General features: G+C 52.8%; 30 protein-coding genes. 12 read left to right on the top strand and 18 right to left on the bottom strand.

Annotated elements, in window-relative coordinates; all coding sequences use genetic code 11:
• Positions 1-134 precede the first annotated feature (134 nt).
• Positions 135-866 (top strand): flagellar brake protein YcgR, encoded by a 732-nt coding sequence (gene ycgR, locus AC791_RS13210; protein ID WP_049840880.1) that lies wholly within the window; start codon positions 135-137, stop codon positions 864-866.
• On the opposite strand, the gene emtA is transcribed toward ycgR, so the two are convergent.
• Entirely contained in the window at positions 867-1,478 is a 612-nt protein-coding gene (gene emtA, locus AC791_RS13215) for a membrane-bound lytic murein transglycosylase EmtA (protein WP_049840881.1), read from the bottom strand.
• Positions 1,479-1,573: 95 nt separating this feature from the next.
• Here emtA and ldcA point away from each other — a divergent pair, with 95 nt between their 5' ends.
• Positions 1,574-2,488, top strand: a complete 915-nt coding sequence (ldcA, locus tag AC791_RS13220) for a muramoyltetrapeptide carboxypeptidase (protein WP_049840882.1) — start codon at positions 1,574-1,576, stop codon at positions 2,486-2,488.
• A 98-nt stretch (positions 2,489-2,586) separates the two neighbouring features.
• Positions 2,587-4,320, top strand: a complete 1,734-nt coding sequence (locus tag AC791_RS13225; protein ID WP_049840883.1) for a potassium/proton antiporter — start codon at positions 2,587-2,589, stop codon at positions 4,318-4,320.
• 98 nt (positions 4,321-4,418) lie between these two features.
• Here AC791_RS13225 and dadX read toward each other — a convergent pair whose 3' ends face one another.
• Positions 4,419-5,489: a catabolic alanine racemase DadX gene (gene dadX / locus AC791_RS13230; protein WP_049840884.1), complete on the bottom strand. Its 1,071-nt coding sequence runs from the start codon at positions 5,487-5,489 to the stop codon at positions 4,419-4,421.
• Positions 5,490-5,498: 9 nt separating this feature from the next.
• On the bottom strand, positions 5,499-6,797 hold the full coding sequence (locus AC791_RS13235) for a D-amino acid dehydrogenase (RefSeq protein WP_049840885.1): 1,299 nt from the start codon (positions 6,795-6,797) through the stop codon (positions 5,499-5,501).
• A gap of 320 nt (positions 6,798-7,117) precedes the next feature.
• On the opposite strand from AC791_RS13235, the gene AC791_RS13240 reads away from it, so the two are divergent.
• Positions 7,118-8,650: a SpoVR family protein gene (locus AC791_RS13240; RefSeq protein WP_049840886.1), complete on the top strand. Its 1,533-nt coding sequence runs from the start codon at positions 7,118-7,120 to the stop codon at positions 8,648-8,650.
• Positions 8,651-8,695: 45 nt separating this feature from the next.
• On the opposite strand, the gene fadR is transcribed toward AC791_RS13240, so the two are convergent.
• Positions 8,696-9,415, bottom strand: coding sequence for a fatty acid metabolism transcriptional regulator FadR (gene fadR, locus AC791_RS13245; protein ID WP_049840887.1), 720 nt, complete (start codon positions 9,413-9,415; stop codon positions 8,696-8,698).
• A gap of 287 nt (positions 9,416-9,702) precedes the next feature.
• Between fadR and dsbB the strand changes: the two genes are divergently transcribed.
• Positions 9,703-10,233 carry a disulfide bond formation protein DsbB gene (dsbB, locus tag AC791_RS13250; RefSeq protein ID WP_049840888.1) on the top strand — a complete coding sequence of 177 codons (531 nt, stop codon included), beginning with the start codon at positions 9,703-9,705 and terminating at the stop codon, positions 10,231-10,233.
• A 37-nt stretch (positions 10,234-10,270) separates the two neighbouring features.
• On the opposite strand, the gene umuC is transcribed toward dsbB, so the two are convergent.
• Both umuC and AC791_RS13260 read right to left on the bottom strand, forming a co-directional pair.
• Complete coding sequence (gene umuC, locus AC791_RS13255) at positions 10,271-11,542, bottom strand: translesion error-prone DNA polymerase V subunit UmuC (protein WP_049840889.1); 1,272 nt, start codon at positions 11,540-11,542, stop codon at positions 10,271-10,273.
• Between the two features lie 2 nt (positions 11,543-11,544).
• A complete protein-coding gene (locus AC791_RS13260; protein WP_077264634.1) occupies positions 11,545-11,961 on the bottom strand; it encodes a translesion error-prone DNA polymerase V autoproteolytic subunit in 417 nt (138 codons plus the stop codon).
• Positions 11,962-12,666: 705 nt separating this feature from the next.
• On the opposite strand from AC791_RS13260, the gene AC791_RS19880 reads away from it, so the two are divergent.
• The gene (locus AC791_RS19880) at positions 12,667-12,840 is read left to right on the top strand and encodes a general stress protein (protein WP_072094355.1); all 174 of its coding nucleotides are present in this window, start codon (positions 12,667-12,669) and stop codon (positions 12,838-12,840) included.
• 599 nt (positions 12,841-13,439) lie between these two features.
• Here AC791_RS19880 and AC791_RS20610 read toward each other — a convergent pair.
• Both AC791_RS20610 and AC791_RS13265 read right to left on the bottom strand, forming a co-directional pair.
• Entirely contained in the window at positions 13,440-13,595 is a 156-nt protein-coding gene (locus AC791_RS20610) for a hypothetical protein (RefSeq protein WP_199485507.1), read from the bottom strand.
• Between the two features lie 142 nt (positions 13,596-13,737).
• Positions 13,738-14,076: a hypothetical protein gene (locus AC791_RS13265; RefSeq protein ID WP_148677798.1), complete on the bottom strand. Its 339-nt coding sequence runs from the start codon at positions 14,074-14,076 to the stop codon at positions 13,738-13,740.
• 446 nt (positions 14,077-14,522) lie between these two features.
• Here AC791_RS13265 and AC791_RS20615 point away from each other — a divergent pair, with 446 nt between their 5' ends.
• A complete protein-coding gene (locus AC791_RS20615; RefSeq protein ID WP_199485508.1) occupies positions 14,523-14,684 on the top strand; it encodes a hypothetical protein in 162 nt (53 codons plus the stop codon).
• A gap of 4 nt (positions 14,685-14,688) precedes the next feature.
• The gene (locus AC791_RS20390) at positions 14,689-14,787 is read left to right on the top strand and encodes a YoaK family small membrane protein (RefSeq protein ID WP_148677799.1); all 99 of its coding nucleotides are present in this window, start codon (positions 14,689-14,691) and stop codon (positions 14,785-14,787) included.
• Between the two features lie 128 nt (positions 14,788-14,915).
• On the opposite strand, the gene AC791_RS13270 is transcribed toward AC791_RS20390, so the two are convergent.
• From AC791_RS13270 to AC791_RS13280, 3 genes are all read right to left on the bottom strand, one after another.
• Positions 14,916-15,362 (bottom strand): YcgN family cysteine cluster protein, encoded by a 447-nt coding sequence (locus AC791_RS13270; protein WP_049840892.1) that lies wholly within the window; start codon positions 15,360-15,362, stop codon positions 14,916-14,918.
• A gap of 93 nt (positions 15,363-15,455) precedes the next feature.
• On the bottom strand, positions 15,456-16,115 hold the full coding sequence (locus tag AC791_RS13275) for a fumarylacetoacetate hydrolase family protein (RefSeq protein WP_049840893.1): 660 nt from the start codon (positions 16,113-16,115) through the stop codon (positions 15,456-15,458).
• Between the two features lie 36 nt (positions 16,116-16,151).
• Positions 16,152-16,427, bottom strand: a complete 276-nt coding sequence (locus AC791_RS13280; protein WP_049840894.1) for a YcgL domain-containing protein — start codon at positions 16,425-16,427, stop codon at positions 16,152-16,154.
• A 126-nt stretch (positions 16,428-16,553) separates the two neighbouring features.
• On the opposite strand from AC791_RS13280, the gene minC reads away from it, so the two are divergent.
• From minC to minE, 3 genes are read left to right on the top strand one after another with little or no spacing between them, the layout of a single operon-like run.
• Positions 16,554-17,252 carry a septum site-determining protein MinC gene (gene minC / locus AC791_RS13285; protein WP_049840895.1) on the top strand — a complete coding sequence of 233 codons (699 nt, stop codon included), beginning with the start codon at positions 16,554-16,556 and terminating at the stop codon, positions 17,250-17,252.
• A 22-nt stretch (positions 17,253-17,274) separates the two neighbouring features.
• A complete protein-coding gene (gene minD, locus AC791_RS13290; protein ID WP_049840896.1) occupies positions 17,275-18,087 on the top strand; it encodes a septum site-determining protein MinD in 813 nt (270 codons plus the stop codon).
• A 3-nt stretch (positions 18,088-18,090) separates the two neighbouring features.
• On the top strand, positions 18,091-18,357 hold the full coding sequence (gene minE, locus AC791_RS13295) for a cell division topological specificity factor MinE (RefSeq protein ID WP_049840897.1): 267 nt from the start codon (positions 18,091-18,093) through the stop codon (positions 18,355-18,357).
• Between the two features lie 46 nt (positions 18,358-18,403).
• On the opposite strand, the gene rnd is transcribed toward minE, so the two are convergent.
• The 5 genes from rnd to AC791_RS13320 form a co-directional block, all read right to left on the bottom strand.
• Positions 18,404-19,522, bottom strand: a complete 1,119-nt coding sequence (rnd, locus tag AC791_RS13300; protein WP_049840898.1) for a ribonuclease D — start codon at positions 19,520-19,522, stop codon at positions 18,404-18,406.
• A gap of 104 nt (positions 19,523-19,626) precedes the next feature.
• Positions 19,627-21,312: a long-chain-fatty-acid--CoA ligase FadD gene (gene fadD / locus AC791_RS13305; protein WP_148677800.1), complete on the bottom strand. Its 1,686-nt coding sequence runs from the start codon at positions 21,310-21,312 to the stop codon at positions 19,627-19,629.
• 205 nt (positions 21,313-21,517) lie between these two features.
• Positions 21,518-22,099: a Slp family lipoprotein gene (locus AC791_RS13310; RefSeq protein WP_049840900.1), complete on the bottom strand. Its 582-nt coding sequence runs from the start codon at positions 22,097-22,099 to the stop codon at positions 21,518-21,520.
• Positions 22,100-22,136: 37 nt separating this feature from the next.
• Complete coding sequence (gene tsaB, locus AC791_RS13315) at positions 22,137-22,832, bottom strand: tRNA (adenosine(37)-N6)-threonylcarbamoyltransferase complex dimerization subunit type 1 TsaB (RefSeq protein WP_049840901.1); 696 nt, start codon at positions 22,830-22,832, stop codon at positions 22,137-22,139.
• 63 nt (positions 22,833-22,895) lie between these two features.
• The gene (locus AC791_RS13320; RefSeq protein ID WP_049840902.1) at positions 22,896-24,806 is read right to left on the bottom strand and encodes an ATP-dependent DNA helicase; all 1,911 of its coding nucleotides are present in this window, start codon (positions 24,804-24,806) and stop codon (positions 22,896-22,898) included.
• Between the two features lie 130 nt (positions 24,807-24,936).
• Between AC791_RS13320 and AC791_RS13325 the strand changes: the two genes are divergently transcribed.
• Entirely contained in the window at positions 24,937-25,281 is a 345-nt protein-coding gene (locus tag AC791_RS13325; RefSeq protein ID WP_049840903.1) for a RidA family protein, read from the top strand.
• Between the two features lie 34 nt (positions 25,282-25,315).
• Here AC791_RS13325 and AC791_RS20555 read toward each other — a convergent pair whose 3' ends face one another.
• Both AC791_RS20555 and AC791_RS13330 read right to left on the bottom strand, forming a co-directional pair.
• Positions 25,316-25,480, bottom strand: coding sequence for a hypothetical protein (locus AC791_RS20555; protein ID WP_158443034.1), 165 nt, complete (start codon positions 25,478-25,480; stop codon positions 25,316-25,318).
• Between the two features lie 14 nt (positions 25,481-25,494).
• Positions 25,495-25,677, bottom strand: a complete 183-nt coding sequence (locus AC791_RS13330; protein ID WP_049840904.1) for a YoaH family protein — start codon at positions 25,675-25,677, stop codon at positions 25,495-25,497.
• Positions 25,678-25,694: the final 17 nt, after the last annotated feature.

The raw sequence follows: 25,694 nt of genomic DNA on the forward strand, positions 1-25,694 counted from the left end.
ATAGGTAAATCCTGGTAAATGTGCGGCGCCGGAGAAAATTTTTCTCACTGGCAAAAAAACCACGCTCTGCTATGAAGTTCTGCCGCCAGCCGCCGATACTTCAGCAAAGGAATATCATCAGGGAACCTTTCGGCGTGACGCAATACAGTGAACAGTTTCTTAAACAAAGCCCGCTGGCGGTGCTCGGCGTCCTGCGCGATCTGCATAAACAGCAAATTCCGATCCGCGTATGCTGGGCGTCGGGGCAGTTTATCAGCCGTATTCTGGATGTAACTCAGGAGCAGCTGGTTATTGATTTTGGCAGCCAGGGTTATGAAAACAGCGCCGTCCAGCGCGCACAGAATATTGAGATCACCGCCGAGACACAGGGCGCTAAGGTTGAATTTCATCTGCCCTCACTGCAAAGCGTCAGCTGGCAACAGCTTCCGGCATTTGTGACCCCTCTGCCGTCAACGCTGTGGTTTCTCCAGCGCCGGGAATATTTCCGCATCAATGCTCCGCTGCATCCGGCCTACTTCTGTCATGCAAAACTGGCTGATAAAAGTGCAATTCGCTTTCGGCTATATGACCTGTCGCTGGGCGGGCTGGGCGCGCTGATGGAAAATGCGCCACCACAGCTGTTACAGCCGGGAACGCGTTTGTCGCAGATTGAACTGGATATGGGCGAATGGGGACGTTTTCATTTTGACGTTCAGCTGATTGCCATCACCGAGCGCAAAGTAGTGGACGGTAAAAATGAGACTATCAGCACGCCACGCCTGAGTTTTCGTTTTCTTAACGTCAGCCCAGCGGCGGAGCGCGAACTGCAGCGGATCATCTTCTCGCTGGAGCGCGAGGCGCGCGAACGCGCCAAAAAAGTGCGCTGATTACATGGCGTCCATGGCTTTCTGAACTTTCCAGATATAGCGCGGGGCCTGCGGTGCAGGATGGTTATCGGCTACGTGCTCAACAAATTCATCCGGGCTTAGCGCGTTAATCTTCTTGATCGCTTCTTTGCGGTTAGAGGAGAAGGTTCTTAATAATGCGCCTGCCCCGTTGGCATACGACACCACCAGCGCGTACTGCATGATGACAGGATCCTGGATCCCCGCCAGCGACCCGTGTTCCAGAATGCTCAAATAGGCGGTGCCCATAGAGATATTCCGTTCCGGATTTTTCAGCTCGCTGGTCGATGGCTCTCCGCGCCAGCCCATGTGGCGATAGACATCGCGCCCCGACGTTGAGGCTTTAAGCTGCATTAATCCTACGGCATTCGATTTGCTGACAACCGTTGGATTCCCCCCGGACTCAATGGCGATGATCGCGGTGATAAGCCGCGGACTGACGCCCCACGCCGCGCCCGCTTTCTGACTTATTGGCATCCACTGCATTGCGCGTTTTACCGGAACTTCAGGGTTCCACGGCGGGTTGGTATACTCTTTTTTTGACGAACATCCGGCCAGTAATACAATCAGAAAAGCAAACCATCTTAATTTCACGCATCAATCCTTTTAAACCTGAGATCTGCCGCTGCGGATGACAACGGTGGGGGTTAAATGCATGATAACCGTTTCATTCCCAGCAAGGAAATGCCATGTCTCTGATTCATCTTGTTGCCCCGTCCGGCTATTGCATTAACCAGATTGCCGCGGCGCGCGGCGTTGAACGCCTTGAAGCCGCCGGGCACGTGGTGGAAAACCGTGACGCTATCTTGCGCCGCGACCAGCGATTTGCCGGAAGCGAGCAGGCCCGGCTGGCGGAGATTAACGGCCTGGCGACACTCGCTGGCGCCGATCGGATTGTGCTGGCGGTGCGCGGCGGCTACGGTGCCAGTCGCCTGCTGGCAGAGATTGACTGGCCGGCGCTGGTCAAGCGCCAGCAGCAGGACCCGCTGTTGATTTGCGGCCACAGTGATTTTACGGCTATCCAGATGGGGCTGTTGGCTACCGGCAACATCATTACCTTTAGCGGCCCGATGCTGGCCGGTAATTTTGGCGCGGACACGCTGGATGAATTTACGGAGCATCATTTCTGGCAGGCTCTGCGCGAGCCGGAATTTACCCTCGAATGGCAAGGTAATGGTCCGGCCTGCCGCGCCACCGGTACGCTATGGGGCGGCAACCTGGCAATGCTGGTTTCGCTCATCGGCACGCCATGGCTTCCGACTATCGACAACGGTATTCTGGTCGTCGAAGACATCAACGAACATCCGTTCCGCGTTGAGCGTATGCTGCTGCAACTTCATTACGCCGGGCTGCTTAACCGCCAGCAGGCTATTGTGCTCGGCAGCTTTAGCGGCGTGGCGGCCAACGACTATGATGCAGGGTACGATCTTGACGTAATGTGTGACTACCTGCGCTCGCGCCTTGACGTACCGGTGATTAGCGGGCTGGATTTTGGTCATGAGCCGCGTACCGTCACCCTGCCGCTCGGGGCGCAGGCAACATTACTTCATACTGGCCATCGTTCGGCGCTCACCATCAGTGGTCACCCGGTCATGAGACAGTAAAAAAAATCCCTATAAGGCACGTATTAGTCCCATCAACGTAGCGTAATTATGGTAACTTTTTGTAAAGATCATTCACGAAGATGAGGAGTACGTGAACTTTGGACGCCACGGCGATAATTAGTCTGTTTATTCTGGGTTCGGTGTTAATCACCAGTAGCATTTTATTAAGTTCATTTTCGTCGCGTCTTGGTATTCCAATCCTGGTTATTTTTTTGGCTATCGGCATGCTGGCAGGTGTCGATGGCATCGGTGGTATTCCATTTGATAACTATCCGCTGGCGTACCTGATCAGTAACCTGGCGCTGGCGGTGATCCTGCTGGACGGCGGGATGCGCACCCAGGCCAGCTCATTCCGCGTCGCGCTGGGTCCGGCCCTGTCGCTGGCAACAATAGGCGTGCTAATCACCTCCGCATTAACCGGCATGATGGCCGCGTGGCTCTTTAACCTGAATGTGATCGAAGGTCTGCTGATTGGCGCCATTGTCGGTTCGACCGACGCGGCAGCAGTCTTCTCTCTGCTGGGCGGTAAAGGGCTTAACGAACGCGTGGGGTCGACGCTTGAGATTGAATCCGGTAGCAACGATCCGATGGCGGTATTCCTGACCATCACCTTGATAGAGATGATCCAGCAGCATGAAACCGGGCTGAGCTGGCTATTTGTGGTACACATTATTCAGCAGTTCGGACTGGGCATCGCGATTGGCCTGTTTGGAGGCTATCTGCTACAGCAGATGATTAACCGCATCGTTCTGCCCGCCGGGCTCTATCCGCTGCTGGCGCTGAGCGGAGGCATACTGGTTTTCGCCCTGACCACCTCACTTGATGGCAGCGGCATTCTGGCGGTCTACCTGTGCGGCTTCTGGCTGGGTAATCACCCTATTCGCAATCGCTTTGGCATTCTGCAAAACTTTGATGGCCTTGCGTGGCTATCGCAGATTGGCATGTTCCTGGTGCTGGGCCTGCTGGTTACGCCCTCGGATCTGCTGCCGATTGCTGCGCTGGCGCTGGTGCTGTCGGCATGGATGATTTTCATTGCCCGTCCGCTATCAGTGTTTGCCGCCCTGCTGCCGTTTCGCGGATTCAATCTGCGCGAGCGTATTTTTATCAGTTGGGTCGGCCTGCGCGGCGCGGTGCCGATTATCCTGGCGGTATTCCCGATGATGGCCGGGCTGGAAAACGCCCGATTATTCTTTAATGTGGCCTTTTTCGTAGTGTTGATTTCGCTGCTGCTCCAGGGGACCTCCCTCGGCTGGGCGGCAAAAAAAGCCAAAGTGGTGGTGCCGCCGGTTGGTCGTCCCGGCTCCCGGATTGGGCTGGATATTCATCCGGATAACCCGTGGGAGCAGTTTATTTATCAGCTTAGCGCCGATCAGTGGTGCGTCGGGGCTGCGCTGCGCGATCTGCATATGCCACGTGAAACCCGCATTGCCGCGCTGTTTCGTGATAATGCGCTGTTACACCCGACCGGCAGCACGCGTCTTCGCGAGAACGATGTGCTGTGCGTGATCGGTCGCGAGCGCGATCTCCCGGCGCTGGGTAAACTGTTCAGCCAGTCTCCACCGGTGTCGCTTGACCAACGCTTCTTCGGCGACTTTATTCTGGAGGCCAGCGCTAAATTTGCCGACGTAGCCGTGATTTATGGTCTTGAAGGCGGGGAAGCGTTTCGCGACAGTCAGCAATCGCTGGGCGAAATTGTGCAGCATCTGTTAGGTGCTGCTCCGGTGGTCGGCGACCAGGTTGAGTTCGCCGGAATGGTATGGACAGTCGCGGAAAAAGAGGATAATGACGTGCGCAAGGTGGGTGTGCGCGTGGCAGAGGATGATGTCGAGTAGCGCGCGTATACCGGCGCTGGACTTAACATATAGAACCGATCTGACCTCCAGACCCGGTAAGCGTAGCGCCACCGGGCAAAAGGCACAGATGTTAAACGTTACACTGTCACTACAGGCACGCGCGGCGCCAGGGCGCACATTAATTCATAGCCCACGGTGCCTGCTGCACGTGCCACATCATCGATCTTAATCTCCTGTCCCCACAGTTCGACCGATGATCCAATTCCGGCCTGCGGGCACGGCGTAAGATCGACAGTCAGCATATCCATAGAAATGGTGCCAATCACCCGGGTACGCACGCCATCCACCATTACCGGCGTGTCGTTCGGGGCATGACGCGGATATCCGTCGGCATAGCCACAGGCCACAATCCCTATCCGCTGTTCGCCGCCTGCGCGATAGCGGCTACCGTAGCCAACGGTCTCTCCGGCCCGCAAATTTTGAATACCGATGATTTCACTGCGCAGGGTCATAACCGGTTTAAGCCCGCTATTAGCAATATCCTGCCAGTGTCCGGAGGGCGATGCTCCGTACAGCACGATCCCCGGCCGTACCCAGTCAAAATGCGCCTGCGGATGCCATAACGTCGCCGCTGAATTCGACAATGAGCGCGGCGCATCAATGCCTTCTGCCGCCTGCTCAATTCGCTGCATGGCGTCGTCGATCCCGTCTGGCTTATCGGCGTTAGCAAAATGCGACATCAGCGTCAGACTACCGACATTGCGCAGGGCGCGCAGCTGCTGACACACACTGTAAATACGATCCGGCATAAAGCCGAGGCGATTCATACCGCTGTTGATCTTCAGATAGATATCCAGCGGCGCATGAAGCCGCGCCGTTTGAATCGCTTTAATTTGCCAGTTGCTGTGAACGCTGGTGGTGAGCCGGTATTTATCAAACAGCTCCAGCTCATCTGCATGAAAAAAGCCCTCGAGCATCAGAATGGGCCCCTTCCAGCCGCGCTCACGTAACAGAATGGCCTCTTCCAGATTTAACAGCGCAAACCCGTCCGTGGCGTTTAACGCGCCCCAGATCCGATCCAGCCCGTGTCCGTATGCGTTGGCTTTAACCACTGACCAGACGCGCGACTGCGGCGCAGCCCGGCGGATAATCAGCAGATTCTGCCGCAGGGCGTTAAGATCCACCGTGGCGTGGACAGGTCGGGACATAACAACTCCTTATGAGTGTGCGCCGTGCAAATGCGCGGGCGTTGACGGTCTGAAGCCCGCGCTGTAGCGTGCGACGCCCAAATCGTCAAAGGGAATAGCCGGCGTGCGTCCGGAAATAAGATCGCTGATGAGCTGGCCGGAGCCGCAGGCCATTGTCCATCCCAGCGTGCCGTGACCGGTATTCAGCCACAGATTTTTAAACGGCGTGCGTCCGACAATCGGCGTACCGTCCGGCGTCATCGGCCGCAGGCCGGTCCAGAACGTTGCCTGCTCAACGTGCCCGCCGCGAGGAAACAGATCGCGGACGACCATTTCGAGGGTTTCGCGGCGCGGGGGTAAGAGCCGGGTATTAAAACCGACGATCTCCGCCATGCCGCCAACGCGGATACGCTGCTCAAAGCGCGTAATGGCAATTTTGTAGGTTTCATCCAGAATAGTCGAAACGGGTGCACCGCTCTCGTCATCAATTGGGATGGTCAGCGAGTAGCCCTTCAGAGGATACACCGGGATATCCATCAGCCCCTTTAACATCGTAGTGGAGTAAGAGCCAAACGCCATCACGTACGCGTCGGCCTTGATAATATTGTCGCCACATTTCACGCCGTAAATTTTATTGCTCTCATACAACAGGCGATCGACCGACATGTTATAGCGAAAAACCACGCCCGCCTGCTCAGCCATCTCAGCCAGCCGCTGACTGAAAAGCTGACAATCACCGGTTTCGTCGTTAGGAAGCCGTAGTCCGCCGGTAAGACGGTGCGATACGCCACCCAACGCAGGTTCTATCTGCGCCAGATCGCGGGCTTCCAGCAGCTGATACGGGACGCCGGCGTCTTTCAGCACCGCAATATCGCGCGCCGCATTTTCATACTGCTGCGCGGTACGGAAGAGCTGAAGCGTACCGCCCTGCCGCCCTTCATACTGAATACCGGTATCGGCACGCAGTGTTCTCAGGCAGTCGCGGCTGTACTCAGCAAGACGCACCATGCGGCCTTTGTTTTCCATATAGTGGCGCGTATCGCAATTGCGCAGCATCTGCCACATCCATTTTAGCTGGAACGACGATCCGTCAAGCGAGACGGCCAGCGGAGCGTGACGCTGGAACATCCATTTGATGGCCTTTAGCGGAACGCCGGGTGCCGCCCACGGTGCCGCATAGCCAGGGGAGATTTGTCCGGCATTAGCGGCGCTGGTTTCAAGCGCCGGCCCGGCGGCCCTGTCGATAACCGTGACATCATGCCCGGCCTGACGTAAATACCAGGCGCTGGTTACGCCCACCACGCCACTTCCCAGTACGACAACGTGCATATCCACTCCATCATGAGTAAAGAACAATCGTCTGATTACAAATTGATAACCCAGATGAATATATTATTCAACATTCGACTTTTTTATGGTGAGCTACCTCACATCATGCCCGTCAGTTATGGAAACGTAACTTTTGGCATCTCCTGCTGACGACGATTTTTATCCAGCATAAACGGCTGCTAACCAGCTTTTTTTTATCGCTTTACGTTGAGAAGGCGGGGAAGAAAAGCGTTCTCACCCTGCACACATTTTATCCGGTGTTCTATGCTTGAAATGAGGCTTTCCAGACAGAGAGAGCCGCTAACAATGAGGGCGCGCTAATGGCAACGATTGATTCCATGAACAAGGACACGATACGTTTGAGCGATGGACCCGACTGGACGTTTGACTTACTGGACGTCTACCTGCAGGAGATTGACCGGGTTGCAAAACACTATCGGCTCGATACCTACCCGCATCAAATTGAAGTGATCACCTCAGAACAGATGATGGACGCCTATTCCAGCGTCGGAATGCCGATTAACTATACCCACTGGTCGTTCGGCAAAAAATTTATTGAGACGGAACGGCTGTATAAGCACGGCCAGCAAGGGCTGGCTTATGAAATCGTCATAAACTCAAACCCCTGCATCGCCTATCTGATGGAAGAGAATACCATCACTATGCAGGCGCTGGTCATGGCCCATGCCTGCTACGGTCACAATTCCTTCTTCAAAAACAATTATCTTTTCCGCAGCTGGACTGATGCCAGTTCCATTGTTGACTACCTGCTTTTCGCCCGCAACTATATTAGCCAGTGCGAAGAACGCTACGGCGTTGAAGAAGTCGAAAAGCTGCTGGACTCCTGCCATGCCCTGATGAATTATGGCGTCGATCGCTATAAGCGTCCGCAAAAAATCTCGCTTCAGGAAGAGAAAGCCCGGCAGAAAAGCCGCGAGGAATATCTGCAAAGTCAGGTAAATACGCTGTGGCGCACGCTGCCAAAACGGGAAGAGGAAAAGGCGGTAACCGAGGCGCGCCGCTATCCTTCCGAGCCGCAGGAGAATTTACTCTATTTTATGGAGAAAAATGCGCCGCTGCTGGAGCCGTGGCAGCGTGAGATCCTGCGTATTGTGCGTAAAGTCAGTCAGTATTTTTATCCGCAAAAACAGACTCAGGTCATGAATGAAGGCTGGGCCACGTTCTGGCACTACACCATTCTCAATCATCTCTACGATGAAGGAAAAGTAACCGAACGGTTTATGCTGGAGTTTTTACACAGTCATACGAATGTTGTGTTCCAGCCCCCGTACAACAGTCCGTGGTACAGCGGTATTAACCCGTACGCGCTGGGTTTTGCCATGTTCCAGGATATTAAACGGATTTGCCAGTCGCCTGAGGAAGAAGATAAATACTGGTTCCCGGACATCGCCGGTTCCGACTGGCTGGAAACGCTGCATTTCGCCATGCGCGATTTTAAAGACGAAAGTTTTATCAGTCAGTTTCTGTCGCCGAAAGTGATGCGTGATTTTCGGCTGTTCAGCGTGGTGGATGACGATCATCACAACTATCTGGAGATTTCTGCGATCCATAATGAGGACGGTTATCGCGAACTACGCTCTCGTCTGTCGGCACAATATAATCTGAGTAATCTTGAACCTAATATTCAGGTCTGGAATGTGGATTTACGCGGAGATCGCTCCCTGACCTTGCGCTACATTCCGCATAACCGTGTGCCGCTGGACAAGGGCCGGCGAGACGTGCTGAAACACGTACATCGGCTGTGGGGGTTTGACGTAAAGCTTGAACAGCAGAACGCGGACGGCAGTATTGAGTTACTGGAACGCTGTCCGACAAAAATGAATACGTTGTAAAGAAGAGACGCCGGGTAGCGCTCAGGGCTACCCGGTTAAGTATGATTACCGACTCTGAATGACGAGATCGCCGGGCAGCGTTTTTTGCATCCTGTGCCAGATCTCACCGCTTTCGCGCCCATAGCGGCGGATCGTATCATAAACCTGCTCGTGCAGACCCTGCTCACAAATCTCCACCAGCCGGTGGTAAAAGCCCAGCGCCAGACTGCGCGCTTCCGGATTAGCGAAATAGTGGCGTCCGATGCGGGTATACAAGCCTTTCATGCCGTTAAGGATCAGACCGTAAATAGGATTGCCGGAAGCAAACGCCAGCCCCCGGAAAATGTTGTAATCGAGTTCGGCAAACGCATCGGCGTGGTCTTCTATCAGGCGCGCGCGACTCAGGACCTCCAGCGCACGGTCGGGATGCTGACGAAATGCCGTACGGATAAAAATCGTGGAAATATTGGTCCGCACCGACAGCAGGTTGTCGATAAGCTGCGGGACGCTTTCATGATCGAGGCGGGCCAGCGTTTCGAGGATATTCAGCCCGGACGTTTCCCAGAAGTTGTTCACTTTTGTCGGCTTACCATGCTGAATGGTGAGCCAGCCATCACGCGCCAGACGTTGCAAGACTTCACGTAGAGTCGTCCGCGTCACGCCAATTAATTCAGAGAGTTCGCGTTCAGCAGGCAGAATAGAGCCTGGAGGAAAACGGCTATTCCAGATGCTCTCAATAATGTACTCTTCAGCGAAACCCGCCGGGCTTTGCGCCTTTATAACCATAGTGCTATTTCCATTACTCAGCGTTGCAACGTTGACTCATCATACCAGAGCTCCCACCAGGCAGGTAGCACGTACCGTCAATTAAAAAGGGATCGCTGTTTCATTTTCACGCTTTTATTTTGCCCACTGACATATCAATTTCTTATTTACTGATAATACGCTTTACGGCGCCATTTGACTTTTCGCATAATAAATACTCATTTACGCACTATTTTCGTTACGGCTAGTGGCCTGCTGAATGATTTCGTTTACACTGCCGTCTCTTAGCATGTTCCAGGGAAATAATTATGTTGCGATTTTTAAACCAATGCTCTCGCGGACGCGGAGCATGGTTATTAATGGCGCTAACCGCCTTTGCGCTGGAGATGGTTGCGTTGTGGTTCCAGCACGTTATGTTGCTCAAGCCCTGCGTGCTGTGTATTTATGAGCGTAGCGCGCTGTTTGGTATTATGGGAGCGGGTCTGGTGGGTGCCGCTGCACCGAAAACACCGCTACGTTACGTGGCGATCCTTATCTGGCTGTACAGCGCATGGCGCGGCCTGCAGCTGGCATGGGAACATACAATGATCCAGCTGCATCCGTCACCGTTCCAGACCTGTGATTTCGCCGCACGCTTCCCGCAGTGGCTGCCGCTGGACAAGTGGCTTCCCAGCGTGTTCGTTGCCTCGGGCGACTGCGCCGAGCGTCAGTGGTCGTTCCTGACGCTGGAGATGCCGCAATGGCTGGTGGGTATTTTCGCTGCCTATCTGGTTGTTGCGATCCTGGTGGTCATTGCCCAGCCGCTAAAGCCAAAAAAACGCGATTTGTTCGGCCGATAAGATTTTGCAGCCCGGCTTATTGCCGGGCTTTCTTTATCTAGCGCACGCGCACGCGCGGCAAATCAGAAAAGCGGGTGGTATAGCGCGGCGACAGCATCTCACGCTTCATTTGCCACTGCTGCTCCATTCCCTGTCCGGCAAAAAAAAGCGTTCCCCGCCCCTGCTTTTGATTCAACTTATCCATCACACCCATTAATGCTTCGCTATCCACGCGCGGTGTATTGCTGTCGAACAGATTAAGCTGAGCCACACCCTGACTGAAGAAATCGCTCAACATCACCCCGGCTTTTTGATAGTGATGGCCTTCGCGCCAGATGGCATCAAGGCATTTCATCGCCGCGTCGATGATGTCGCGCGTATCGTGGGTGGGAATGTGGAGTCGTACTGAGGCGCTGTTATCGTAGCGGGCAGCATAAGGCGCAAAGGGGGACGTTTTAATAAATACGGAGATAAACCGACAATACTGGTGCTGCCCACGCATTCGTTCTGCTGCCCGTGACGCGTAATAGCAAACGGCCTCACGCATCGGTGGGTAGTCACAGATCCGTTCGCCAAAAGAGCGGGAGCACATAATTTCCTGCTTCTCAGGAATAAACTCATCCACTTGCAGACAGGACTCACCGCGCAGTTCACGCACGGTTCTTTCCAGAACGACGCTAAAATGTTTTCTGATCAGGCGAATATCGGCGTCGGCCAGTTGCAGTACGTTATCGATACCCAGGGTGGACAGTTTTTTGGCAATATTTCTGCCTACGCCCCAGACATCACCCACCGACAGATGCGCCATTAATTTACGCTGGCGCTCGGGGTTTGACAGATCGACCACCCCCTTCGTCTGCGGCCATTTTTTGGCAGCAAGATTTGCAAGTTTGGCCAGCGTTTTAGTGGGCGCGATCCCGACGCCGACGGTCAGATGCGTACTTTGTCGCAGGATATTTTGCACTTCCATGCCAAATGAGGCCAGGTCGCGACAGTGGCTGACGCCGGTCAGATCGCAAAACGCTTCATCGATGCTGTAAATTTCTATTCCGGGCATGATGTCTTCCAGAATCGACATAACCCGCTGGCTCATATCGGCATACAGTTCATAATTACTGCTAAAAACAGCAACCCGATGCTGCTGGAAAAGTATGCGCTGCTTAAAGTACGGCTCTCCCATTTTAATGCCCAGCCGCGCAGCTTCAGCGCTGCGGGCAATAACGCATCCGTCATTATTGGAAAGCACGACCACCGGCCATCCTTTTAAATCGGGGCGAAAAACCGTCTCGCAGCTGGCATAAAACGAATTAACATCAACCAGCGCAAACATACTCAGCCCGCCGCTTTAACAATCCATGTGACGACACCAAATATCTCCAGTACCTCGTCACAGCCGACGAAGATGGGCGCGTAGGCTTTATTGAGCGCATTTAAACGGATGGCCGGGCGCAACTGTAGCTGTTTTACCGTAAACTCACCTTCGACGGAGGCGATAACAATATCCCCATGCCCTGCGGTCTTTGAGCTGTCTACTATCAGTAAATCCCCATCGCTAATTCCTCCTTCAATCATTGAATCGCCTGATGCGCGAACAAAATAGGTTGCGCTGGGGTGCTGGATCATCAGTTCATTGAGGTCAATGCGCTGCTCGACATAGTCCTGCGCGGGGGATGGAAAACCGCACTGAACCAGATCGCTGAATAAAGGCAGCAAAACGATCGGACGCAGTTCCGCTGGTTGAATAAACATCAAAATGAGTACCTCAATGAACAACTGTATATTTAAACAGTAATTTGAGTTGCCGTTGAGATCAAGTCAGAGAATAACTATTAATTTCTTTCACAGAAAATTTTGCTGCAAACAGAGAGGTTAGTGACAACAAATTTGTCACTTTGCACGCGAAGCGTGTTTACCCGAAGCCTGAGCAAAAAAAGATAAATCATTAACATCGTTTTTGTTGCAGAAGAATACCGTTGGCCTGTTTCATAACCAGGCCAGGCACGTTAATTACAAAATACTGCCGCAATGCACATGCCGCCAGACTGCCACGGTAAAGACTGTTTTTGAGTCTATATGCAAAACTTATGGTTAACGGAGAAACATATTCTGTGTTTTTGACATTATTAGCGAAAGAAAAAGACACCTTGGTAACGAAGCGGGTCAATAATTTGCGGTAAAAAACACGCTAACCTGTAAGCAAAAGTAAGCGAAAACACATCCGTCACCCAGGGTAAAATAATCACTGACGCTGTTAACATGTAAAAAAGCTGAGAGTTTCAATCTGTTGCCATGAGTGCGCATAAAAGCGAAGCGGCAAATTTCCAGGCAACGAAGCGGCAGCCAGGTTTTTATATAATTTGACGCCCTTTCTTTTTAAGCTAACTTTAGATCTGAAAGCAGTCGATATTTATCATAAGTATCGATTATATGTCTAACGTACAGTGGAGATATATGATGGCTGAACATCGTGGTGGTTCTGGTAATTTTAAAGATGATCCGCAGAAAGCGTCTGAAGCCGGCAAGAAAGGCGGAAAGAGCGGCGGCGGTAGCGGCGGTAACTTTAAAGATGACCCGCAAAAAGCGTCTGAAGCCGGTAAAAAAGGCGGACAGAGCAGCGGTAAAAAGTAAGACCACCTGATAACGCATAAAAGTAATGTAATGAAAGATTAAAAATACATTAATTTTATAGCTGCAATGGCGAGCTGATTCTGGCTCGCCACGTTTTATCCCGCCTTCCTTATATAAACCTTCGGGCATTTAAAATCTATTACGTTTATAAAACAGATCGCAGGTGACCTGCTGATACTGTCCTCAATCGCGTAAAATGTATTTGCGTCATTCGCATTCATTTACCGCTTAAAATTTGGACTGACCCCGCGGAATATTCCAACTAACTACCAATCCATGGCGACGAGGTCAGTGCGCAGAATAATATACATTGACCTGCGTTAATTTTTAGCGCTTTGTGCTTAATAGGCGTTGTTTTTAATCAGGTTGAATAAACGCATAAAAAATACAGAAAGTCATTCTGCTGGCTGGCCTAATTAATACTTATCAGGCTATTTATAGTGCAACAAAATATTTTAATTATGACTGCGGTAAATTGTACACGCGGTATCCTGTTTATGTTTTGATGAGCCCGTTTAACCAGTACCGTGTTAGCCGGGAACAAAGTAAAGGCATTTTACTGTTGTCAATGCCTTTGACCGTACAGGGACTCAGCGTCGCTAGCGGGAGGTGTTCTCGTCTTTATAAGGATCCTCTTTATCATCATCACTGCTGTCGCGCGTGCGCGGGATCTCCCCCTGCTCTTTTGGATTATCCTTAACGGAACGCGTGTGTTGGTCTTTCTCTTGCTCACGGTTGACATCGTGCTTGCTCATTTTGCTTTCTCCTTCTGACTGTCGTTGCATTAAGCCTGGAAGAAAAACGGGGTTTTAACAAGTAAGTACGGTACTTCCCTGACCACAACTGATTATCAGGCAGTCTATTGCTTTAACAAACCGGTTAGTTTTCCCCTTTTTATTACCAGGTTAACGTTCGGCGCTTCCAGACAGTGATGTTTTTCTTTTTCTCATGAGTCTGCAATTTCTGATACACAACAGAACCCGCTGCCACAGATAACAACAGACAAATGATGCCGGTGAGCATTATGTGGTTAAGATAAATCGCAGAAATTAAAAAACCCAGTAACGGCAGGAAGGCGACAATGCCGGTTAACGCTTTTATTTTTAGTCGGACGTCATGGGGAATATAGTTGTCTATTTTATGGGCATGGCAATGCTCACATGCCTCAGCGTCTACCGTAATCAGCTCATTACACGATGGGCAGTGAGTATGGTGGGTGGATACGTCTTTCATCATCTTCTCCCGATGCTATGAGTTACATTGCAGATGTTATGCTGGAACCTGATATTACCTTTTTTTAATACGCCTGTTTTTTCGAGCGCACAAAAAGCAAATATCGGCAGGACATCGCAAGGGAATCATAAAAAAGCTTAATGCTTAAATAATATTGGCATAACAATGCGTTATAAATCTTGTTTGGTATTGATAACCGTCAGCGGTGTGCGACTTTTTAAGAACTATCCTTCTTTAAGGAGGTTATTCCAGCGGTGCGTTGTGCCCCGCCATAACCGAAAAGCGTAAAGTGATGGGCGATGTACCGTCTAATAACGTTTAGATTTAGCTAACCTGTGGCCTACCATTATTAGGGAATGATTTCATTTATACTTTCATTTATCTGATGATTAACGCTATAAAGGGAACGGCTGCAAAATGTGGCAGCGATATTTATTATGGAGAAAACGATGTCCACATTTGCTATCATCGCCGTGCCGTTTTTTGTGATGGCGCTCATTTTTCTTGCGCTGGCGTTCAGACAACGCCAGCGCGTCTGGACCATTCTGGGCGGCGTTTTTATGATTTCTGCCCTGGTGAATGCGATTATTGGTGTAGCACTGCAAGGGTAAAACTGTGAGATTAGGTATCGCTTTTCCCATCGTGATCTTTTTTGTCGCCGTCGCTTTTCTGACGTGGTTCATTGGCGGCGGCTACGCGACGCCCGGCTCATAAGTAAGGCCGCCCTTATGTTAACCACTTCACGTTTGCGATGTTCCTGACGCGCCGCCGAGCCGGGTATACCGCCTTACCGCGCAACAATGGCAGCGGGCAGTTAACCCTGGCGAATAACAGGGAGTAAATTACTGCGCCCAGTCCGGTTTATTGAGGATATGGTCCTGCCAGTCGCTCACTTCAGACTCACGTACCGCAATATGGCGAACTGAAATACGTTCGCCGTGCATCGCGGCTTTTGAACCGCTTAACAGCGGATGCCAGGCCGGTAAATCTTTCCCTTCTGCCAGTAAGCGATAGGCGCAGGTATGCGGCAGCCATTCGAAGGTTGGCAGATTATCACGGGTTAGCTTGATACAATCCGGCTCGTACTCGAAACGACGCTCATAGTTACGGCACTGGCAGGTTTTAATATTGAGCTGGCGGCAGGCGACATTAGTGAAGTAGATCTCATCGGTATCTTCATCCATCAGCTTATGCAAACAGCATTGTCCGCAGCCGTCACACAGCGATTCCCACTCTGCGTCGGACATTTCGTCAAGGGTTTTGCTCTGCCAGAAGGGTAAATTGCTCATAAAGATGTCCACGATTAAGATCCAGGGTGCTCCTTATAACCACTCTGACACCCTGATGCAAGTTTTGCCGCCTGTGCCGGCGGCAAGAGTGCGTTACAACACACGCGTAGTCAAAGAATGACCGTTGAAACTGACCTCAAGTTCATCGCCGCTGTGCAACGGCCCCACGCCTTCTGGCGTGCCGGTTAATATCACATCTCCGGCTTTCAGGGTGAAAAAGCGGCTCATATAGGCGATAAGCGGAATAATTTTATGGATCATATCCGCCGTCGTGCCCTGCTGGCGCACTTCGCCGTTAATTTTCAGGCCCAGCGGGGTGTCCTGCGGGTCACCGCTGAATTCGGCGGCCGGAATAAATCCCGAAAGTGGGCAGGAGTTATCAAACCCTTTAGCTTTTTCCCAGGGCTGCCCCGCCTTTTTCATTTTTCCCTGCACGTCGCGCAGCGTAAGATCGAGTGCCACCCCGTAGCCTGCAATCGCTTTGGCAACGTGTTCTTCTGACGCCTGACGCAGCGTGGCACCGATAAGCACCGCCAGCTCTACTTCATGATGCACTGAGCCGTGCCCCTGGAGCAACGACAATGGCTGGCGCAGATCGCACAGCGCGGTTTCAGGCTTAATGAACAGCACCGGCTCTTCCGGCGTGGCGCTGCCCATTTCTTTAATGTGCTTAGCATAATTACTGCCCACACAGACCACTTTACTAACCGGGTAATCCAGCAGAGCGCCCTGCCAGTTATGATGTTGATACATATTTTCCCCTGCAGTTAATCAAATGTTCGATTGAGGTTATTTTTTGCCTGCCAATTCCAGATGTTGCTTCAGTAAATTCTCAGGCGGCGGCGGGAGCTGTAAATAATAGCCCTGCTCAGTTAATGCCTGTTTCACTTTTTGTAAATCAGCCCCGGCTAATTTTTTGCGGCCATCGAGCGGCAGCAGCATAGTGAGCTGAGGTTTACCAAAACCGTCCATCAGTTCTGGCGGCACGCGTGAAAAATCGTCCTTTTTTTCAACATACAAATAGGTCTGCTCGCGTCGGATACTTCTGTAGATCACACAAAACATAACTTTTACTCTGAATTAAGCGGGAGGTGACTTGCCTCAATATAATAGTGACTATAACATGCCAGAGAGTCTTCGGAATATCATCCCACATCGGCGGTGGTAAAAAGCAAATTGAGTAAGGCCAGGATGTCAAACACGCCAATCGAACTTAAAGGAAGTAGTTTCACCTTATCAGTGGTTCATTTGCATGAGGCAAAGCCGGAAGTTATTCGTCAGGCGTTAGAAGACAAAATCGCCCAGGCACCGGCGTTTTTACGCCATGCCCCGGTGGTCGTTAACGTGAGTACACTGGACGTGCCCTTTAACTGGCTGCCTATTCAGCAAGCAATCACTGCAACAGGTTTACGTATTATCGGCGTGAGCGGTTGTAAGGACCCTGCACTTAAAGCAGAAATAGACAGAGCGGGTTTTCCTCTTCTTACTGAGGGTAAGGAAAAAGTTATTCGGCCGGTCCCGGCAGATGAACCACCCGCCCCCGCGGTCGTGACGCCCGTCACAAAAACACGGCTAATTGATGTTCCCGTTCGTTCTGGTCAGCGCGTCTATGCACCACAATGTGATTTAATTGTGACAAGCAACGTCAGCGCAGGTGCAGAATTAATTGCCGACGGAAATATCCATGTTTATGGCATGATGAGAGGTCGTGTTCTCGCAGGTGCCAGCGGTGACAGAGAAGCACAAATATTTTGTACGCACCTGACGGCGGAATTAATTTCTATCGCAGGTGAATACTGGCTGAGCGATCAAATACCAGCCGAATTTTACGGCAAAGCCGCGCGCTTACGTCTGGCGAATGATGCTTTGTCGATCGAACCCTTAGAGTAATCCCTTTTAACAAGGAATTTTTATGGCACGCATTATTGTAGTTACTTCGGGTAAAGGGGGCGTTGGCAAGACCACCTCCAGCGCGGCCATCGCTACAGGTTTAGCCCAGAAGGGTAAAAAAACCATCGTTATTGATTTCGATATCGGCCTGCGTAACCTCGATTTAATTATGGGTTGTGAGCGGCGCGTGGTTTACGATTTCGTTAACGTGATTCAGGGCGATGCCACGCTGAATCAGGCAATGATTAAAGACAAGCGCACGGAGAACCTCTACGTTCTTCCGGCGTCGCAAACGCGTGATAAAGACGCGTTGACCCGCGAAGGCGTCGAAAAAGTGCTTGATGAGCTAAAGGGAATGGATTTTGATTTCATTGTCTGCGACTCACCGGCCGGTATAGAAACCGGGGCGCTGATGGCCCTCTATTTTGCGGATGAAGCCATTATTACCACCAACCCGGAAGTCTCATCGGTGCGTGACTCCGATCGTATTCTGGGTATTCTGGCCTCCAAATCACGCCGGGCAGAAAATGGTGATGAACCAATTAAAGAGCATCTGTTGTTAACCCGCTACAACCCAGGGCGCGTGAGCAGAGGTGATATGTTAAGCATGGAAGACGTGCTGGAAATTCTGCGCATCAAATTAGTTGGTGTGATCCCGGAAGACCAGTCCGTCCTGCGCGCTTCCAACCAGGGGGAGCCTGTCATTCTGGATACCGTTTCAGATGCGGGCAAAGCATACGCCGATACGGTGGATCGCCTGTTGGGAGAAGAACGCCCTTTCCGCTTCGTTGAAGAAGAGAAGAAAGGTTTCCTCAAGCGCCTGTTCGGAGGATAAGTTATGGCATTACTCGACTTTTTTCTGTCACGGAAAAAGAATACGGCTAATATCGCGAAAGAGCGATTACAGATTATTGTTGCAGAACGTCGCCGTAGTGACGCCGAGCCGCACTACCTGCCGCAGCTGAAACGCGATATTCTGGAAGTGATTTGCCGCTACGTGCAGATCGACCCTGAAATGGTCACCGTGCAACTGGAACAGAAGGGAGATGATATTTCCATTCTGGAACTGAACGTCACTCTGCCTGAAGCGGAAGAGTCAAAGTAGCCGCACTTCACCGGGCGGTCAGCGCCGCCCGGTATCCTTTTCTGTTTTAGCTGCGCGGATACTTCGCCAGCAACGTCTCAAGTGGCTCGCGCATTAATTCACCACGCCAGCCAGAAATCAGCTCGGGCAGCGCCGCAGGCGTTTTCAGCTTCCAGTGCCAGTTTAGCAGCTGGTTAATCTGCCGGCGCGACGCCAGCAGTTCAGCACTCAAGCCTTTCACCGCGCTGATCTCCTGCACTATCGCTTTAATATCTTTGAAGACTTTACGATAACCGGGCATATCCATCAGATTCAGCAGTGGCTGCGGTAAGTCTTCATCCGCAATCGCCTGTGCTTTTTCAACCAGCGCCAGCAGCGCTTTGCCATGAAAACGAATTTCGCTGCCTGAAAGACCGAGACTGCTCAGTTCACCGAGACTGCCCGGCATATAGCGCGCCACTGTCCACAGATGCTCTTCCCGGACCACGAAGTTGACGGCCATGTCGCGATCGCGCGCTTTATTCAGTCGCCACGCGGCCAGCAGTTGTAAACACGCCAGCTGACGAGGGCGCAATTGCCATGCATTAGTAACATCACGCCATGCCTCTTGCGGGTCAACACTCTCCTGACGACGCTTTTTCATTAGCTCGCATTCATCCAGCGCCGCGGCAAGCCAGCCAGCACGTTCGGTTTCGGCCAGCAGCTGGTGGGCGATGGGCAGCAGATACCAGACATCAGCCGCAGCATAATCACATTGTCGCTCGGTCAGCGGACGCGCCAGCCAGTCGGTACGCGACTCGCTTTTGTCCAGCTTCAGACCGGTAAACTCTTCGACCATTGGCGCAAAGCCCCACGATCCCGGGCGACCGCAAAAGGCGGCCAGGATCTGGGTGTCGATAAAGGGCTGCGGCATCACGCCGAACTCTTTCAGAAAAACTTCCAGATCTTCACTACCGGCATGCAGAAATTTAGTGACGTTTTGGTTTTGCAATAACTCGCGTACCGGCGACCAGTCGGTGATCCCCAGCGGATCAATCAGCGTTACGCGCTGTCCGTCAAATAATTGCAGCAGGCCTAACTGTGGATGGTAAGTGCGAGTGCGGACAAACTCGGTGTCCAGCGCGATTGCCGGAACGTGGCGCGCCTCTTCACACAGGGTGAGCAGCGCGTCATTAGTGGTGATCATCTGATAGTTCAAATCGTATTCTCTTAAACCCTGATTCATCAGGCTATTAACTTGCGCCCATAAAAAACGCCGGATTAACCGGCGTCTGGCGACTTACTCGTGGCTCAGGCTTTATTGTCCACATTACTACGCGCTTCGTCACGCAGTTCTCGCCGCAAAATTTTACCGACGTTCGATTTTGGCAGCTCGGTACGAAACTCTACCTGTTTTGGCACTTTGTAACCGGTTAACTGGCGGCGGCAGAAAGCGATCAGCGACTCTTCGCTGAGACTGTTCTCTTTTTTGACCACGAAAATCTTTACCGCTTCGCCGCTGCTGCCGGACGGTACCCCGACCGCCGCCACTTCCAGCACACCGGGATGCTGCATCACGATGTCTTCGATTTCGTTGGGGTACACGTTAAAACCGGATACCAGGATCATGTCTTTCTTGCGATCGACAATGCGCAGGAAGCCTTCATCATCCATTACGGCGATATCACCGGTGTGCAGCCAGCCATCTTTGATGATTTCATCAGTGGCATCCGGGCGCTGCCAGTAGCCGAGCATCACCTGCGGACCTTTAATGCACAGCTCGCCTGCTTCGCCAGCCGCCACTTCGTTGTCCTCATCATCCACCAGCTTCACTTCAGTAGAGGGCACGGGCAGGCCGATACTGCCGCTGTGATAATCAATATCGTGTGGATTTACGCTTACCAGAGGAGAGCATTCGGTCAGGCCGTACCCTTCCAGCAAATATTGCCCGGTTAATTTCACCCAGCGCTCTGCCACCGCCTGCTGGACCGGCATTCCGCCGCCCGCAGAAAGATGCAGAGTAGAGAAATCGAGCTGCTGGAAATCTTTGTTGTTCAGCAGCGCGTTGAAAAGGGTATTTACACCGGTCATGGCAGTGAACGGATATTTCGCCAGCTCTTTCACCAGCCCGGGAATATCACGCGGGTTGGTTATCAATACGTTTTGCCCACCCAGCTCAATAAACAGCAGGCAATTCATGGTAAGCGCAAAGATGTGATACAGCGGGAGCGCAGTAATAACCAGCTCAGTACCGCGATGCAGCAGCGGCCCGTAAGTCGCGTTAACCTGTTCCAGGTTCGCCAGCATATTACGGTGGGTGAGCATAGCGCCTTTCGCCACGCCGGTAGTGCCGCCGGTATATTGCAGGAACGCCAGGTCGTCCGGCACCAGATCGGGCTTAACGTACTGGAGTCGATAGCCGTTATGCAGGGCGCTGCGAAACGAGATAGCATCCGGCAGATGGTATTTCGGTACCAGCCGCTTGACGTATTTGACCACGAAATTGACCAGCGTGCCTTTGCCAGGCGAGAGCTGATCGCCCATGCGGGTCAGGATGACATGCTTTACCTGAGTCTTATCAACGACTTTTTCCAGCGTGTGGGCAAAGTTGGAAACGATGACAATGGCCGTTGCGCCGCTGTCATTCAGCTGATGTTCCAGTTCGCGTGGCGTATACAGGGGATTGACGTTAACCACCGTCATGCCGGCGCGCAGAATGCCAAACAGGGCGACCGGATATTGCAGCAGATTGGGCATCATCAGCGCGACACGATCGCCCTTTTTCATGCCCAGCCCCTGCTGGAGCCAGGCGGCGAAGGCCCGGCTACGCTCCTCCAGCTTGCGGAAGGTCATCACCTCACCCATATTCACAAAGGCAGGTTGATCGGCGTAGCGTGCAACTGAGTGTTCAAACAGTTCAATCAGGGTGTGATAACGGTCAGGATTGATCTCCGCCGGAACGTCGGCGGGATAACGGTTTAGCCAAACCTTTTTCAATGCAGCACCTCTAAAACGTGAATTCGTCGTCATCACAACCCCAGATAATAAACAAGCCGTTAACATTATATTAACTCAGCGTACCAGTTTATTAATCAACCAGAATTCAGGTTGCGAAGCGCGTCACTATTTATTTTTGTAATGCCTGTAAACCACAGAGAAGCAGCGGACCTGCCGCTGCTTATTTGTTATAGATTACAAGTAGTTATTCGGTTACAACACTCTGTACCTGAGCCGGTCCAGGGTTGTACCAGCCGCCGTAGCCATAGCCCCAGGGGTGGGGTCCGGCTCCCCAGAACCAGGGGTCAATCGGCTGTGGCGGCAGCATAACCTGCTGCATGACGCGCCAGCGTTTATAGCCGTTCACCTGCATGACCATAAAGGTGTAGGGCGTGTTGCCGACCTTACCTTCAGTGGTTCCGGTAATCGGCCCAACGACGGTCACCAGTTGATTGCGGAAGTCGACCGGATCGAGGAAACCGCTGACGTCGGCGTAGATCCGCCCACGAGACGGTTCACCGAGCGCCGGGCGTGCGCCATCGTCCAGCGAGACGGTGGCAATTTCCAGACGGGTTTTGCCCTGCAGGTTCTCAATGCCAACAACTTTACCACCGAAGCGCGCTTCCTGGCCGATATACAGTTGTGGCGCATTCATTACCCGGACCAAATCCTGCTGCGGCGTGGGGCTGGAGCCTTTAATCGCATCAGGAATGGTGACGCACCCGCTAAGCGCCAGGGTCACTGCACCCGCGGCTATCCAGCGTAAAATCTGTTTTTGAACCGCCATAATACATCCTCTTTACTGAGTCTTTGTGTACTCAGATTCATTCCCGGCCAGGAAGTTTCTTCCACGCGACTTCATTACGTAAATATATTGGTTCAGCCGCCTCAACCGTCACGGTCTGCTGACGCGCCAGCAGTTGACAGGCCAGCGGAAGCATATCTTCAGCTGCTGGAAGGAGAATGTCACCGTCGGTAACGACAAGATCGCTGCCCTGCGCTAAATCAGGCCAGGCAGGCCAGCCGGTACCGACCGTGGCCCACTCTCCGTGCAGATTTTTTAACCGTGCGCTGACAGCCTCAGGTTTAAGCACTGCTTCGGTCGCCTCTCCATGCCAGACGCCGTTGTCATCACGCTGGTATTCGGCCCAGTAAACCTCGCCCATTCGGGCATCTATGGCGGCCAGCACCCGAGTTGCCCCGGTTTTACGCCAGGCTCCCTGCGCCATGGTCATCAGGGTCGATACGCCAATCATCGGCAGTCCGGCCCCTAATGCCAGCCCTTGCGCAATGCCGATGCCAATCCGCACCCCGGTAAAGCTTCCCGGTCCACGTCCGAAGGCCAGCGCGTCAAGTTCCGCCAGCGTAACGCCGCCTTCACTCAGCTGCTGCTGTACGAGGGGCAAAATACGTTGAGTATGTTCTCGCGGACACAGTTCAAAATGAGCACCGATTTTACCGTCATTCCACAAGGCAACGGAACAAGCCTCAGTGGCGGTATCAATAGCCAGAATTCGCATGGGGATGGCGTCTTACGCTCCATATCACTAAATTAGGCTGATTTTATCACAGCCTCAGAGAAATTACCGCGCTGGCGGAACGGCAAGGAAGCGAACGGCCCGGCCGATATCGCGGGTGCGCGGCGTCGGTGGCAGGCTGGCAAGAAACACCGCCCCGTAAGGTCGCATCACCAGCCGATTATCGCAGATAACCAGCACGCCACGGTCTTCAACGTCGCGAATAAGACGCCCTACCCCCTGCTTGAGGGTGATTACGGCATCCGGGAGCTGGACGTCATCAAAAGGATCGCCCCCGCGCAGGCGGCAATCCTCCATGCGCGCTTTAAGCAGCGGGTCTTCCGGCGAGGTAAACGGCAGTTTATCAATGATCACCAGCGACAGCGCATCGCCACGCACATCGACCCCTTCCCAGAAGCTACTGGTTGCCACCAGTAACGCATTACCGGCACTAACAAACTGCTGCAAAAGCTGGCCTTTGCTGGTTTCGCCCTGGAGCAGAACCGGCAGCGTCATGGTGGCACGAAACTGTTCGGCCAGGTCGCGCATCATGGCGTGAGAGGTGCAGAGCATAAAGCAGCGGCCGTTGTTCGCCTCAATCATCGGCTTCAGCATTGCCGCCAGCTGACGCGCGGCACCGGGTTGATTAGCGGTTGGCAGGTTACGCGGCACGCACAGTAACGCCTGCGTGGCGTAGTCGAAGGGACTGGGCAGCAACAGAGAATGTGCCTCATCAATGCCCAGACGCGAGGTAAAATGATGAAGTTCATCGTTAACTGAAAGCGTTGCGGAAGTGAAGATCCAGCTTCCCGGTTTCTGCGCCATCACCTCTTTGAATTTTTCAGCCACGGTCAGGGGCGTCAGCGCAAGGGTAAAGTGACGCGAGTTACATTCATACCAGTAGCTGTAGCCCGGCTGGTTAATCTCCTTCAGCCGTTTTAAACGGGCGCGATACAGCGTGGCACGTTCAAACGCCGCATCCAGCAGCGCTGAACGCCCCAGAGACAGTTTTGCCACGTCATAACAAAGCTCAAGCGCATCATCAAGCAACAGCAGCGCACGCTGAATACTGGCATCCGCCAGCAGCTCCCGCAGATTACCGCGATAGCCCGGCTCACCTAACTGCACGCGAAAATCCTGCGCGCTTTGCGCCAGGCGGTCGGCACATTTTTGCAGCTGCTGAGTGTCTTTTACCTCGGTGCGGTAGGCAATACTGATGTCCCTCGCCAGATCCAGCAGTTGACGGCTGGAGAGCGACTGGCCGAAATACTGGCTGGCAATGTCCGGTAGCTGATGCGCTTCATCGAAAATCATAACCTCGGCTTCAGGAATAAGCTCGCCGAAACCGCTGTCTTTGACCACCATATCGGCGAGAAAAAGATGGTGGTTCACCACCACCACATCCGCGTCCATCGCTTTTTTACGCGCTTTAACCACGAAGCACTCTTTGTACAGCGGACAATCGCTGCCCAGACAGTTGTCATTGGTGCTGGTGACCAGCGGCCACGCCTGAGAATCTTCCGCCACGCTTGCGCAGGTGCTGATGTCGCCATCGATAGTGTGATTGGCCCACGAACGCAGGAGGATCACATCGCTTAACGTTTGTACCGGAAGATCGCCGCCCGCCAGCGCCTGTTGTTCCAGACGCTCAAGGCAAAGATAGTTGGAGCGCCCTTTCAACAGCGCCAGCTTGCCGGTAAATTCCAGTGCTTTAGCGACGGTAGGCAGATCGCGGCTATAGAGCTGATCCTGTAAGGCTTTTGAACCGGTGGAAATAATGACTTTTTTACCCGCACGCAGCGCAGGCGCAAGATAGGCATAGGTTTTGCCGGTCCCGGTTCCCGCTTCAACCACCAGCGGCTGCGTTTTCTCAATCGCGCTGGCAACGGCTGCCGCCATCTGGCGCTGCGGCTCACGCGGTTTAAAGCCCGGTATGGCTTTGGCTAACTGGCCGTCTGTTGCAAAATCGTCCGTCACGCTACCCCCTGGTTAAATCGCCAGTGATTATGTCAGGGGAAGCGCACTTTAGCCAGTCGAAGAGATGACGGCGCGCCGACTCTGTGGCAGTCTTAGCCGCTGAAGATGAGAATGTAAAAAGGATAATACCATGACAATTACCCGTATTGATGCCGAGGCCCGCTGGTCTGATGTGGTGATCCACAATCAGACCCTGTACTACACTGGCGTACCGGAAAATCTGGATGCCGATGCCGAGGCGCAAACCGCCAACACGCTGGCGCAAATTGACGCCGTGCTGGCAAAACAGGGCAGCGATAAAACGCAGATTCTGGACGCAACGATTTTTCTGGCGGATCGCGAAGATTTTGCCGCGATGAATAACGCGTGGGACGCGTGGGTTGTCGCAGGCCATGCGCCGGTACGCTGTACGGTACAGGCAACGCTAATGAAACCGCAGTATAAAGTTGAGATCAAAATTATTGCTGCGGTTTAATCGCGATGCCGCAGGTGAGGTCCAGGAAATCACCCTATTCGCTGTAGTGATGTAGCGCGTTAATCCTCGCCTCGTAACTGGCCTGCGGCTTATGCTCAATGGCCAGTTCTGCCACGCGATGAAACCGATCCCCGGCGTAGGTATGATGCAGCGTAACCCCGTTTCCATGCGGTAAAACTCGATGCCCGCGCCGCATCATGTGCTCCCGGGCACTTACTCGTCGTCTTCATCCTCAAAACGCGCCACAATCCGTTCACCGGTATGACTGGCACGCAGCTCACTGGCAACCAGTGAAATGGCTTCACCGCTGCTCATGCCTTGCGACATCAGTTCCTGGATACGCTCGACCGCTTGTTGCTGTTGCTCATGACTGAGCGAAGGTAAACCTGCAAACATGACGTACTCCTGCTACA

The organism is Klebsiella sp. RIT-PI-d, assembly GCF_001187865.1.
GTDB lineage: Bacteria > Pseudomonadota > Gammaproteobacteria > Enterobacterales > Enterobacteriaceae > Superficieibacter.